Source organism: Brevibacillus borstelensis (genome assembly GCF_037834415.1).
GTDB lineage: Bacteria > Bacillota > Bacilli > Brevibacillales > Brevibacillaceae > Brevibacillus > Brevibacillus borstelensis_A.
In genome coordinates, this window is record NZ_JAUMSJ010000028.1 from 31,727 (window position 1) to 44,265 (window position 12,539).

Annotated in this window: 12 protein-coding genes; 3 read left to right on the forward strand and 9 right to left on the reverse strand. The window is 51.1% G+C overall.

The genetic code is table 11. The features are described 5' to 3' along the window. Positions 1-59 precede the first annotated feature (59 nt). The gene (locus Q3F21_RS19350) at positions 60-656 is read right to left on the reverse strand and encodes a hypothetical protein (RefSeq protein ID WP_340256746.1); all 597 of its coding nucleotides are present in this window, start codon (positions 654-656) and stop codon (positions 60-62) included. A gap of 468 nt (positions 657-1,124) precedes the next feature. Here Q3F21_RS19350 and Q3F21_RS19355 point away from each other — a divergent pair, with 468 nt between their 5' ends. After that, entirely contained in the window at positions 1,125-1,568 is a 444-nt protein-coding gene (locus Q3F21_RS19355) for a hypothetical protein (protein WP_340256748.1), read from the forward strand. A gap of 182 nt (positions 1,569-1,750) precedes the next feature. Further along, positions 1,751-2,413, forward strand: a complete 663-nt coding sequence (locus tag Q3F21_RS19360; RefSeq protein ID WP_340256750.1) for a hypothetical protein — start codon at positions 1,751-1,753, stop codon at positions 2,411-2,413. A gap of 268 nt (positions 2,414-2,681) precedes the next feature. Here the strand turns inward: Q3F21_RS19360 and Q3F21_RS19365 are convergent, their stop codons facing one another. Genes Q3F21_RS19365 through Q3F21_RS19375 form a run of 3 tightly spaced genes read right to left on the reverse strand, consistent with a single transcriptional unit; the run spans position 2,682 to position 6,476 of the window. Further along, positions 2,682-4,859 (reverse strand): YcdB/YcdC domain-containing protein, encoded by a 2,178-nt coding sequence (locus Q3F21_RS19365; protein ID WP_340256752.1) that lies wholly within the window; start codon positions 4,857-4,859, stop codon positions 2,682-2,684. Further along, the gene (locus tag Q3F21_RS19370) at positions 4,850-5,410 is read right to left on the reverse strand and encodes a sigma-70 family RNA polymerase sigma factor (protein ID WP_340256754.1); all 561 of its coding nucleotides are present in this window, start codon (positions 5,408-5,410) and stop codon (positions 4,850-4,852) included. Before Q3F21_RS19370 ends, Q3F21_RS19365 begins: the two co-directional genes overlap by 10 nt. A gap of 43 nt (positions 5,411-5,453) precedes the next feature. Next, positions 5,454-6,476 carry a hypothetical protein gene (locus tag Q3F21_RS19375; protein WP_340256757.1) on the reverse strand — a complete coding sequence of 341 codons (1,023 nt, stop codon included), beginning with the start codon at positions 6,474-6,476 and terminating at the stop codon, positions 5,454-5,456. 274 nt (positions 6,477-6,750) lie between these two features. On the opposite strand from Q3F21_RS19375, the gene Q3F21_RS19380 reads away from it, so the two are divergent. Then, complete coding sequence (locus Q3F21_RS19380; protein WP_340256759.1) at positions 6,751-7,278, forward strand: DoxX family protein; 528 nt, start codon at positions 6,751-6,753, stop codon at positions 7,276-7,278. Positions 7,279-7,376: 98 nt separating this feature from the next. Here Q3F21_RS19380 and Q3F21_RS19385 read toward each other — a convergent pair whose 3' ends face one another. From Q3F21_RS19385 to Q3F21_RS19405, 5 genes are all read right to left on the reverse strand, one after another. After that, on the reverse strand, positions 7,377-7,544 hold the full coding sequence (locus tag Q3F21_RS19385; RefSeq protein WP_340256761.1) for a hypothetical protein: 168 nt from the start codon (positions 7,542-7,544) through the stop codon (positions 7,377-7,379). 9 nt (positions 7,545-7,553) lie between these two features. Next, positions 7,554-7,955 carry a hypothetical protein gene (locus tag Q3F21_RS19390; RefSeq protein WP_340256763.1) on the reverse strand — a complete coding sequence of 134 codons (402 nt, stop codon included), beginning with the start codon at positions 7,953-7,955 and terminating at the stop codon, positions 7,554-7,556. A 528-nt stretch (positions 7,956-8,483) separates the two neighbouring features. After that, positions 8,484-9,875 carry a polysaccharide deacetylase family protein gene (locus tag Q3F21_RS19395; protein WP_340256766.1) on the reverse strand — a complete coding sequence of 464 codons (1,392 nt, stop codon included), beginning with the start codon at positions 9,873-9,875 and terminating at the stop codon, positions 8,484-8,486. 385 nt (positions 9,876-10,260) lie between these two features. Continuing rightward, on the reverse strand, positions 10,261-11,913 hold the full coding sequence (locus Q3F21_RS19400) for a YcdB/YcdC domain-containing protein (RefSeq protein ID WP_340256768.1): 1,653 nt from the start codon (positions 11,911-11,913) through the stop codon (positions 10,261-10,263). Continuing rightward, a complete protein-coding gene (locus Q3F21_RS19405; RefSeq protein WP_340256771.1) occupies positions 11,897-12,442 on the reverse strand; it encodes an RNA polymerase sigma factor in 546 nt (181 codons plus the stop codon). The genes Q3F21_RS19400 and Q3F21_RS19405 overlap by 17 nt, the downstream gene beginning before the upstream one ends. Between the last annotated feature and the right edge of the window lie 97 nt (positions 12,443-12,539).

Here is a 12,539-nt window from a genome sequence, read left to right on the forward strand (position 1 = left end):
CAAAATATATGAATCCATAAAAAAGCAGCAGAACGGCACCCTTCTCCGTCTACTGCTCTTTATTCAACAGACCGTTCCTTTTTGCAACTACAAGCTGCCGGGAAGCCTGGCACCGGTCCGCCTCCCGCGCTCGACTTGGCTATGACGACTCTCCATTCCTTGCCTCCGTTTTTTGTGTGGAAAAGGGAATAAGAGATTTGCGATATGCCGGGCTCCCCGATGCATTCGATCCAGGCGTCATCCCGTCCCGTCGACCGAATCACCGCACCGGTTAGTTGGGCTGTTGTTTTCCGGTTCATCACCGTCTGCCATGTCTTGCCGCCGTCAGTCGTTCTCCAGTGTGCGCTGAATCCTTCCTTGTTTGAGACGAAGTGGAGAAAGCCTTTGTGAGGGAGCTTGCCCACAACCGCCCAGTCGCTCCCGCCAGCAGTTGATAGGAGTAGAAGCGGTTCATTTGGTTCATTTGGTTCATTTGGTTCATTCGGTTCGTTCGCTTCGTCCGGCTCCCGGGTCACTGTCGCCCAAGCGCTCTGATGGTTGAGAGCGAACAGCTGGTGTACCGTTCCTATTACTTTGTACGGCTCACTCCAGCTTTTCCCGCCATCTACCGTTTTCGCAATCCAACCTTCCCCACCCGACCCAGCCCGTCTGAACATCTGCGAGCCGAATGGCGGTTACCTTCTTCATTCCTCCCTTTTCCGCTTCAGCCGAACTTCCCGGTTCCTTCGTGGGCGCTGCTGACGGTTCGCTGCTGTTCATGGGAGATGATTCTTTCGACGTGCCCCGATTGTTGTCTGCATCCTGAGCTTCGCCTGCGTCATGGGCTCTGTCGGTGTCCGGCGCTGCGTTTGACTGTAAAGGAAAACTTTCAGAAGACTTGCCTGTCTCCGTATTTTGACAGCCAACTAGAAATCCCAGTAGCAAGACCAGAACCAAAGACAATGAGACTGCGCTTGCATTCCTCATAATCCCAGACCACTCCATCCCTCAGAGTTGAACTCAGCATTTTGCTTTCCTTCTCTTTAGACGGATGATTGTACGTAACATTTCATTTATAGAAAAACGTCATTTACAGCGAAACGAAAGTACTGACAAACCGTCTTTATCGCTGAAGGAGTGATAATATGAGCAAGATCATTGAGGGATTGGCGATCACTACCATTTTTTATTTTGCGACTCTTTGGAGTGCATTTACCCTCTTTCATTTCATTTATCGAATTCCCTTTGACCACGAATGGGATTTATCCGGAAACTTCGTCGGCATGTTCATGATAACGATTCCTTACATATTGTACGGACTGGTTATGCGCGTACGGCAGGACCGCCCTGTACGACAGGCTTTTATCGTAAGCCTGATCACGGTTGTTTGCGAGCGGGTTTCGATTTACGCTTTGGGCGTATTCTTCTCTTCCAACGGTTACGGAAGTCCGGTCCCGCTCCAATTTATTCGCGGAGAAGCGGCTCCGTATTTTACGCCTCTCTATATTTTTGCGGGCGGGATCGTCAGCGTGTCCCTGTGCGTCATCACCACGGGGATCCGGCGAAGAAAGCCGCTGCCGTCCTCATGAAAGGCGAGTTGCGCTCATCTCAGCCCCATACCCTGACAACTCTGGGGTAAAAATGGGGTAGAGTATTATTTGAACATTCGGAATTAGTTAGTTTTATTTCCACTTTTATGAAATCTATGGTAGAATCACCTTTGTGTTTCCGGACATTTCCAAAAAACTCGTTAAAGGTGGAAAAACTCGTTATGAAAAAAGTTCTTTCAACAGCCGCACTACTCGCCATGTTGACTGTCTCTGCTTGTTCAAACCAGTCGACAGACGCGAAGCCGACAGCACAAAATGAAGCAACGACAGCAAGCCAGCAAGCTTCCGGCACGAATGGCACAGACTCCGCAAAAACAGACGCTCCAACCGAAAATGCAAGCAATCAGACGGCAAGCGACAAGCTTGAAGCCAAAAAAGTACTGTCTGACAAAGTAGAAATCCTGATCCCAAAGGGTTTTGACATTATGTCGGAAGAAATGGCAAAAGTGAAATACCCTGGGGAAAACCGGCCAACCTTGATCTACACCGATGCGGACGGTTCCGTCAATCTCGCCTTTAATCATACCCCCACACCGGTTCAAGACAGCCAAATCAAGGAACTGAAGGATCAAATGAAGCAAGTGTTTGAGCAGGGGTACCCGGATGCGACATGGTATAAAGACGAAGTGACACAGATCAACGGCAAAAATGTCGGGGTATTCGAACTGTTAACGCCTGCTGCGGATACGAAGGTGTACAATCTCATTTTCTTTACAGAGCTGGACGGAAAATTGCTAATGATGACCTTCAACTGTACCGACAAGCTAATGGATGAGTGGAAGCCGCTCGCTCAACAAATTTTGCAGTCATACAAAGTCAATTAAGGCCCGGTTTGCGACTGCTGGCAGGAAACCGCTGCAAAAAGACCGCTTATATGGTTTTTAAGCTCCCTATGGAAAAATTGCCCTCCCTCACCAGAGCGGAGGGCTTTGCTCTGTTTGAAGCCTCCGGTCCATGAAGCAAAAAAGAAAGCCCCGCTTGTGGCAGGGCTTTCTCGACAAACATGAAACTGCCGCATGGAAATTCGACTCACTGTCTGGCGCCGGAAAGAAAGCTCTTGCAGCCCTTTTCCCGGACTTCTCCTTCGGCAACCTACCGAATCACGGCTTTCCCGCTGATGGCATCAATGTAGATGTACTTATCGGCGTACTCCTTGCCGCTCATCGGGACGTAGACCAGCTTCGGCTTGGCGAGTTCTTCATCTCGCACGCCCTTGATTGTATAAGCCAATTGAAGCGGCATGTATGCCAGGTATTCCCGGACAGCCTGCTCTACGGGAACTGCTTTGCTCTTGTCGGGAAGAGCGACTGCTTCCGCCGACTCCGTTCTGTTCAGAAACCCGTTCGCTTTGCCCGTGGAAGGATCGACAGTTACGATGTAGGCCTCATCGGGGTACTGCTGAAGTACGGGGACTCCGTCATGGCTCTTGATGAATTCAAACTGCCAGTCTCCGGATGTTACCGGCGAGGCCTCTCCCGGTTTGATGATCTGGCTCACCTGAACCTCTGCGACTCCCGGATCGACGTATTTTTCCAGTACGCGGATCGCTTCCTTGAACGCAGCCTGCTCCGAAACGGAAATATTCGTATCCTTGCGGGGGATCGAGACATCCACGACCTGCCCTGTTGCGGCGTCCACGGCGACCTCCAGCCTTTTTCCTTCTTTCGTCTCCCAGTGGAAGACTTTCTCTTTGCCTTCGCCCTCGCGCTTCTCTTGCTCCCGCTCGCTATACGACAGCCCTTTGAGATCGACTCCCCATTCCTCTGTCAGCATGGCCGTAGCAGCTTCCTTCGTTTTGATGGCGACCGCTTGCTTCGGCGGTGTGAGCGAGATCGGTTCGTTGGCTGCCAAGCCGTCGTACTCCATCCCGTTGTTTCCTGTTCCGTACTGGATTTTTCCCGTTTCCGCATCAATATACCAATAAATCGATCGGGATTGACCCATTTGATAAAAGGCGACCGCCGGGGTGTAATCGAGCAACGGCCCCAAGTTCTTCCGCTTTGGCTCAGGGGCCCGCTCAAACAGCCGTTCGATGTAGCGCAGCTTCATGTTTGCGGCTACTTCTTTTTCCGCTTCTTCCTTGGAAACCGCTGTTGACGGATCCGGCAATGCGGCAAGGTCGTACGATGCCGCGTTCTTGGCAAAATCCGTGACGTGTCCCGTCTTGTCGACGACAACGTACAGGTCGTCCCCGAGCACGGGCAATCCGTTGTGATAGCGTTGATATCGAGGGATGTCGGAGGACTCTTTTTCCCGGTAGTTTTTCCAGTCTTCTCCCAACACGCTCTGCAGGAATTGACTTGCCTTTTCGCTTGCCAGTGCCTTCGGAGCACGCTCCCATCCCTCGCCTCGGGGAGCATCAACGCGGTAGTGCCAGACCGCATCGCCACTCCCCTTTGTGCTGATCAATACAGTGCTCCCCTGCTCATCCGCATTCGCAAGCATCAGAAAGGAACCGTCCTTCCGTTTGTCTTTGTTTACCAAAACGGCCTCTGGCTTGAACTCTGGGAGCGCTTTTGCTAGTTTGTCGAGGGTTGCCTGCTCCTCGCTGTTCAACTGTCCGTACGCGACGACCCGGCCTGCGCCATCCACCCAGAGCGTGATGTCGCCAAACGGCACCGCCTTGCCGTCTTTCAATTGTTTATAGGTGACATACGTGCCGTTTACGTCCAGCTCCAAAAACCCGTTTTGCGGCCGGTAAATCTCGCCTGCCGCCACCTGTTCGTACTGCTTGCGCTGCTCGCCGAGGAGCGCGTCCAGAAACGCATTCGCTTTCTCCTTGGCTGCTTGCTCCGGGAGAGCTTGCTTGCCGGCATCGCTTGTAAACCATTTGAACATCTCCAATTGCTCCGTGCCCGTGCTGACGGCCACTTGGACGTACTCGTTGTCGCTCTTTCTCAACTCGGCCATGATCACGCCGGATGCGACATCTTTTACCGTCAACTGATAGCCGCCCAGCTCGGGAATCGCTTTTTGCAGCGGCTGCAACGCCTTTTGAACGAGCGCCTTCGCTTTTTGCCCCGACAGCTCGGCTGCCGCTTGCTGCAAATCATTCGGAAGCAGCGATGAAATCGGCTTCCAAACGGCAAATGCCAAAGCAATGCTGGCCGCTACCGCTCCTGCCGTGTACAGTCTTCTATATCCTTTGAGCCTTCTTTTGGCAAGCTGATCGTTGATCCTCTTTTCCAATTCAGGGGTAAATCGTACATCCTGTGCCGACTTGCGGCTGACATTTTGAACCGCCTCGCGAAATTCCTTATCTACGTCCATTCCAGCCCCTCCTTTTCCAACAGCGCCTTGAACTGCTTCCGTGCCCGGGACAGTTTGGTCCGCACCACTTCTTCCGACACATTCAACACCTGCGCGATTTCCTTAATCCGCAAATCTTCGTAATAATGAAGCACGATGACCTGCCTGTATTGAGGCGACATCGCCATGACCATCTCCGCCACCTGCTCCTTGGTCCATTTTCCGATCACCGCATCCTCTACATGCTCGTCGTCTTCGCGGTCCGGCACGTCAGCTTTTTTAAAGGTGGAGAAGATGTGCTTGAAGGACCATGAGCGAAGATACTTGTTCGATTCGTTGATAGCGATGCGGTACAGCCAGGTTTTCAGATTGCTTTCCGCGCGAAATGTCCGCAAGCCGCGAAACGCCTTGAGAAATACCTCCTGCGTGATATCTTCGGCCATGCTTCGGTCCTTTACGATGAGGTACACGAGCTGGATGATCTTCTCCCCGTACTCTCTCATCAACTGTTCCAGGACAGCCTCATTTGTCATCCGCAGCGACTGATCTGCTTGTTTTGTTTCGGGATACACGTCAGTTTGTCTCCTTCATTTCATCTCGTCCCTTTCTTTGCCGCTAGTTCGCCAGGCCGTTTTCCGGCGTCACGAGGAAGCTCCAGAAGGTTCCTTTTTTGTTGATCTGCGCGACAACGGTCGGTTTGCCCTGTTTTGTAAAGGTGTACGTATCGTGCTGGACAGCCATGTTGTAGCCGGTCAAATCTATCTCAAAGTGCTTTTTCACCGCCGAGCTGGCAGCGGCGATCGCTTTCTCTTTCGTGTAGAAAGGTTTCGCAAACACTTTGGGGATGTCGCTTTCAAAGACGAAATTGTCGCCGGAGATTTGTTCAAGCATTTTGATGGATACCGGTTTTCCCGTTTTGGCTCCGATGCCCACTACGTATTTTCCGTTTTTATCAGAAAGCCCCCACAGTTTATCAATGTGCTCCTGCGGATTCTTGTAAAGCGTCGCGGAAGGCGCCAATGGAACCGCTTGGCCCCCGGACAGCCCTTTCAGCGTTTTTTGAGCGGCTTGAACGACTGAAGCGGGAACCTGTGCCGTTTCATATTCCGCGTTGGCGTACAGAAGCTTGCCTGTGCCGGGCTCAAGCGCCACATTGACGCCTTCTCCGTTAAACGACCAGATGTTTTCTTTTTCCCACTTGATCCGCTCGACCTGCCGAATGTTGAACGAACGCTTGGCATCCATTTCTTTCAGCGTGCTCATCACGGTCGCTTTCAAAGCGGCATTGACTTCGTCGAACTTGAAGTGTACCCGCATCGAAACAATTTCTCCATTGTTCTTGGCAATCAGGACTTCTCCTCTGCCGTCTTTGGCAGAGAGCACCCAGCAATCTTTATTTTGGCCGCTGACTTCCTCCAGCACAATGGGTTTGCCTTCTGCCAATTGTTGCATGGCTTGGGCTGCCGCGTCGACGACCTTTTTGTCCAACTCCTCGATGGTGATCATTTTAGGAGCTTCGGCCGGCACTGGGGCGTTATTGGCTGCGTGCACGATCGAATAGATGCCGGGCAGCGGCGATGCTGCCGCAGACACCAACAGCGCCAGCATGCTTATGGACAAGAGTGTTTGTTTTTTCATCATGAAAATCATCCTTTCTGCTTTCGAATCACTCATTTGATCCAGCAGCGCCAATTTCGTGACACCCAAAAACGAAAAATCCCCTTAGAAAATTTTGGAGACTTCGTCAGGAGATCCCCCTCCCATAAATCAGGGAGCTTCCCCTCTCGTTTCAGGGAGCTCCCTTACAGAAAAAACCATCGACTTGCCCTACAATTGCAAGTGAGCCCTCCTGAAATACACCCCCCGGGTTAAAGGGTTCACCTACACAAGTCACATGATGGAGTTGACCGTTATGATCGTCAATTGGCTTCGAAACAATGCGTACGCCTCTGTGCTCCTGTTGCTCGCGCGCCTATACATCGGATGGCAATGGCTGACCTCCGGCTGGGGCAAGCTGACCAGCGCTGAAGGCTTTCAAACCGCCAAATTTTTGCAAAACGCCATTGCCAACCCCGTCACCAGCCACAATGCAGCGGTTTATCCGAACTACACCGCATTTTTGGAGAGCTTCGCCCTGCCTAACGCCGAACTGTTCAACCTGCTGATCCCGCTGGGGGAGTTTCTCGTCGGGCTCGGTTTGATCCTCGGCTGCCTGACCACGGCCGCCGGATTCTTTGGAGTCGTGATGAACTTCGCGTTCCTGCTGGCCGGAACCGTCTCTACCAACCCGTGGATGATCCTGTTTGGCATCTTCCTGTTGGTCGGCGGCCGCAATGCCGGCGCGATCGGTCTCGACCGCTATCTGTTCCCGTTTTATGACCGCCTGTTTCACAAGAATCCGCCCAAACCGATCCTTCTTACAAACCGGAAGATCATTTAACCGGAGCTCTTGTGTTGGATGCGTGAAAAGGCCCTGACCCTCCATGCGGCAGATTGCTGGAGGGCCAGGGCCTTTTCAAGGAAGTTATTTCTGTTTCTCTAAATGGCAACAGCTATGGAGGTCAATCCAATTACAACGGCCAAAGGCAGAGCCCTTGCACTATGTACTTCACCTATATAATCATGAAACTGATACACTGCAAGCAAAGATAAGCTTGAAACAACCAGAATGCATAACAAAAGCCATCTAATAAGTTGATTGATCATGCGAATCTCCTATTTTCTATCGACAGAGTAATGGTAGATCGCCGGAACTCCTACAGTGCTAGAGTATTCTTTTGTCCAAAGCTTCCCGTCCCAATTTGATCTGTGTTCCTGAACAATCCGCACCGCATGAGTGTGTCTACCATTTTTGTAATAAAAATCTCGGCTACTGTAACCAGCGTCTGGCCCCGACAGTTTTACTCTTACTGTTACCTTTTTCGTTCCGGATGAACTTAACTCAAAAGCGTCATTAACGGAAGATTTGGCTGCACTTGGAATATTTGTACCATATGAAGCTGTAAAAGTTGAAGAAACCTCTTTAGATTCTTCATATTCCATACCTCGTGCAATACTAATGATAAAATAAGGATTTGAAAGGTAAGACCAGCTTTGGGTTATTCCCTGATCGTACACATACCATACATCGTATTCTCTATAGTCCTGTGGTTTAGATTTACCCGAATTTTGTACAGGTTCATAGTATCCTAGTAAAACCTCATGCTTCCCGTCTTATCTTTTCGTTAAAGGCTCATTGTATTCTATAAAGTTGTACCCTTCCAAGCTTTTCCCTGTTAGAAATTCAATATCCTTAATTGGAACTGAAGAATTTTTTGCCTCAACCGTCTTAGGAGAAGCAACTCCTGTAAACAGTATTGCCCCGATTAAAAATAACGAAGACAGAGAAGAAATTAATTTTTCATCACTTAACCTCCAATTTTTTATTTTCCACAATATGTATAATATTTCAATTTTATGTAATTGTAAACAAAATCCAATTCCTTTGATGAACGAGTCACTATATCTATAGGAAATGCACCCTACAGAGTCACAGTCAACCGCAAAGTTTTCATTGTGTCTCTGTAAGGTGCATCTTACTCTTTTGTCTTTAACTTTTAATCTCTTGAGGAATTTAAATCATTTCCATTGTTGGTTATTTTTTTCTTATGTCATCTTTACAAACGTATACCCCTGCTTCTGCAGCTCTTCGATGATTCTCGGCAATGCCTCAGCCGTGTGGATATCGTCCAGCATGTGAAGCAGGATCACGCTGCCATTTTTCGTCTGCTTCAAAACGGCTTTCACGATATCATCGGCGCTGTTTTTCGGATCGTGATCGGAAGGTATGACCGAAAACATGGCGATCGTAGAATAACCAGTAGCGGCGATGGCCTTCAGCGATTTTTCGTTTTGCGCTCCAAATGGCGGCCGGAACAGCATCGCAGGCTTTTGCTGAATCGCTTCAGTAATGATCTGGTGAGCCTTGACGACTTCTTCCTGCAGCTGCTCCGGCGTAATTTCGGTGCCAGTCGGGTGAGAGTACGTATGATTAGCCACATCGTGCCCCGCTTCTGCCATCGCCCTCGCCAAATTGGGATTCTTGACCGTTCCGTCTGCCCGCAGGAAGAAGGTCGCTTTCACCTGATGCTTGTCCAGTATGTCGAGAATCTTTGTGACGTTCGCATCGCTCCCCCAGTCATCGAACGTAAGCGCAACCTTCTTTTCGTCTGTAGCCAGCTCTTTCACGAGCTTGTACGACGCGTTACCGTAATCGGGATTGATTTTTGCCGCGTCGTGCCCCTCTATGTCTTTGAGCGGCTTTCTCTCGCCGCCGTCCTTGATCAGCTTGTCCAGCGTGACGAACTCATACCCCGCATCTGCCGCAGCCTTTGCGAGCAGCGGAATGGACACGGCCAGATGCTTGTTCTCCTCAATATCCAAGGCAATGATGCCTCCGCGGTTGATGTACTTTCTTACGTAATGGTACTTTTGCTCATCGGTTTCCTTCTCCCAATTGTGCAGAAACAGGCTGTACCCGATCACCGCTTCCTCTCCGTTATGTGCGGCCGCCAGGCGGACGTCATCCGTGTATGTGCCCAAACTCGTCCTGACATAACGAGGGACTGCGCCCGTCTTCTGCTGGATCAAATCCTTGCTCGCTTTTATCTCCCGGTCCATTTGTTCGTAGGTCAGCTTTGTCAAATCCAGCGCCCGTACCGCATTGTTCTCGATCTCATGCCCTCTGGCGATAATCTCCTTTGCCAGTGCGGGCTGCTTGGCTACTTTGTCTCCCGGCAAAAAGAAGGTTGCCTTGATCTTGTAGGTATCGAGATCGTCGAGCAGCCGCTTCATCTTCTGTTCGTCCCCCATGCCGTTGAAGGTGAGGGCCAGCTCCCGTTTCGTGGTGTACACCATCGAGATCGCCTTGCTCTTTTCGCCTGCATAGCGAACGGTTTGCGGTGCCGGTTTGTTCTGGGGCTGCGGGCTTGCGGCAGCATTCGCCCGGCTTTCCACAGGGCCCCAGCTTGTCAGCAAGACGAGGGCTGTCGCTGTCATTATCGTTCTCCGGAAGATTCTTTTGGTTGCTTGGTTATTACAGATGGTCATGTATTCTACTCCTTTCTTGAGACGTGAAAATAAAAGATACTTTCACGGAGTTGCGTCACGTTTACGCAATCGGTACGGGTCATGCGGCTTGGGAAACAGAAAGCCGTATCTGCACCGTTTATCTTAACAAGGGAAACTGAAACGATTCTGAACAAGTGGAGAGAGAAGCGAATCGTTTCCTAGTCAATCGAGTCTGTTTGGATGGACTAAGAGTTGGGCAAGCGGACAAAGAAACTGCCATCCGCGATTCCCAACGGATGGCTTTGACTATCTCTTCTATTATTCTATTTCTATGTCTTGTCATCCTGCGCAAGAGAAATAACCCGCTTTCGCTTTACTTCTTCCATTCTCCCGTCAGCGCGTCAATCTTCCCGCCCTGATCCATGTTCTCTGGCGTGTACACCAGGACAGGCGTCGATTGCGTCTTGCCGTTTGCCAGCGGGTATACGTATTGCAGGATGAACGGTCTATGCTTGACGTATTCGGCCGCAGCCGCATCCGGCGAGACAACCTTGCTGGCGTTGGCAAACGTCTCCGTGCCGTCTGTCGTGTTCAAGCTGAGGCCCGTGATCTCGCCTGTCGCCGCGTTTACGGTGACTCGATAGGCCTGGCTTGGCACCGGTATGCCCTGGTACGAGCGATAGAAGACTACCTCCGCGTCTTCATACGGGTTGATCCGTTGATTCTTTTTCTCCACGTGCAGCCCGGTTACTTCCGTATCCAGGTAGGGCTCCAGAAAAGCCAGCGCCTTTTCCTGGATTTCCTGATCCGACAGCTTCTTTTCTTTCGGCTCCCTGCTCATCTCTGTCGCTTTGAAGCCCACGACCCGTCCGGCAATCGCATTCACCCGAAAGTACTTCTTCTGCCCCTGTTTGCTCTCGTATTCGGTTTCACCGGCATTCATCATCTCCGGCGGAACAGAGCTCGGCTGGAATGTGGCTCCGGCAGCATCGATGCCGAACTGGCCCAACGCCTTTGCCGCGTCCTCCGGCGTTTTCGCCATCACTTTTTTGCCCCCTGGCTTCACAGGAATGACCGGCGAGGGCTTCCTTTGCCCGCTCATGGCCGTTTCGACGACTTCGCCCGTTTTGGCGTTCAGGTACAAGTCGTAGCCGGGAAAGTACATTAAATCATACGTCTTTTGCTCCACTCCGCTTCTTCCGCGGGGCATATACATCAGCGTCATGTGTCCGGCCATCGCCTTCTCCGCTTCCTCTTTCGCCATCGCCTCCGCCGGGTTTGCAAATGCGTCCGCAGCCATGTTCAGGGCGGCATTCGGACTTCTGCCGTTCATGTATCCGACGTTCCCGGAACCGTTGACACCCACGACGAATCCGTCCTCTGCCACCCGGATGTTGTTTACATACCGATTATAGGCCACATGTGTGACGGTTTGATCCACAGTTGCCTTGTCCAACCGATACTGTTCAAAGGTGCTGCCGAGCATGTCGCGCAAAAACGCCTCCGCTTTTTGTTTGGCCTCGTCCGCGGACGGTGCCGGCCCCTTCTCCGGTGCGGACGGATTTTCATAGGTGAGCGAAACTAGCACGCCGCTGCTGCGATTGATTTCGACGTCGGCGTACAGAGTGGCTTCTCCGGCCTCTATATGGCGAAAAATGATTCGGTACATACCGCTGTTTTCCTCATCGGTTGCCACTTCCTTGTCCGCTGACTGCAACATTGGGTATTGACTGTACAGTTTTTTCAGTGTGACACTCGCAGGACCGGTCACGACTGTATCCGGTGCTGCAGGATTGAAAATGGAAGGGATAATCATTTGGTTCTTCAAAATGATTATGGCCAGCAGCAGGGCCGCAGCCGCGGAAAGCCCCCAGCGGGAAACGGACAAGACAATCCGGCGGCTGCTTCGTTTTTTCACCCGTTCAGACAGCCGGTTTTGCATTTCCGCCAAATAGCCCGGTCGCGGTTCCGCGTCATAGCTGCTTTTGATTTTACGGAATAAGTCCTTGTCATCTTGAAAGTCCACGTTCCCACTCTCCTTCCCTGAAGCCTTGCAGATGACCCTTCAATTCTTTGACAGCCCGATGATAATCGACTCGCACTTTGGCTTCGCTGCATCCCAATATTTCAGCCGTCTCCTTGATGCTCAACTCCTTCAAGCCGCGGAAGATCACGACATTGCGAAACTTGGGCTTCAGCTTCAGCATCGCTTCCCTGAGCTGCTCCCGCTCCTCTTTCGCCTGTATCTCTGTCTCCGGATATCCGATCCTGGACGTAATGTCCTGCACTTTTTCCAGACCAAACCACGAACGGATTTTTTGCTTGCGCGCATGATCAATTGCGACATGCTTGGCTATGCCGAGTATCCACGTTTTCATGCTGGAGCGTTCCTCGTAACGCTTCAATGCTTCCATGGCTCTGATAAAAACTTCCTGGGTCAAATCCTCAGCGCAGGTCTGATTGCCGGTAAAGTAGACCAAAAATCGATACACATCCCGGTAGTAATTCTCGCAGATCAACCTGCATCTTTGATCAAATTCATCTTCTTTTTGCAAAAAGGTTACCTCCTGGCCGTGCAGTTGGCTACAACTTTCTTGATAGCAAGCCATCCGCCGAAACAGAAGGATGGCTCAATGAGAAAACGTAATTTCT

What these genes read in the sequence shown, in the direction of transcription:
- Q3F21_RS19375 (WP_340256757.1), bottom strand. Translation starts at nt 6,476, where the DNA reads ATGAAAAAACAAACACTCTTGTCCATAAGCATGCTGGCGCTGTTGGTG.
- Q3F21_RS19350 (WP_340256746.1), bottom strand. Translation starts at nt 656, where the DNA reads ATGTTCAGACGGGCTGGGTCGGGTGGGGAAGGTTGGATTGCGAAAACG.
- Q3F21_RS19385 (WP_340256761.1), bottom strand. Translation starts at nt 7,544, where the DNA reads ATGATCAATCAACTTATTAGATGGCTTTTGTTATGCATTCTGGTTGTT.
- Q3F21_RS19380 (WP_340256759.1), top strand. Translation starts at nt 6,751, where the DNA reads ATGATCGTCAATTGGCTTCGAAACAATGCGTACGCCTCTGTGCTCCTG.
- Q3F21_RS19395 (WP_340256766.1), bottom strand. Translation starts at nt 9,875, where the DNA reads ATGACAGCGACAGCCCTCGTCTTGCTGACAAGCTGGGGCCCTGTGGAA.
- Q3F21_RS19355 (WP_340256748.1), top strand. Translation starts at nt 1,125, where the DNA reads ATGAGCAAGATCATTGAGGGATTGGCGATCACTACCATTTTTTATTTT.
- Q3F21_RS19365 (WP_340256752.1), bottom strand. Translation starts at nt 4,859, where the DNA reads ATGGACGTAGATAAGGAATTTCGCGAGGCGGTTCAAAATGTCAGCCGC.
- Q3F21_RS19360 (WP_340256750.1), top strand. Translation starts at nt 1,751, where the DNA reads ATGAAAAAAGTTCTTTCAACAGCCGCACTACTCGCCATGTTGACTGTC.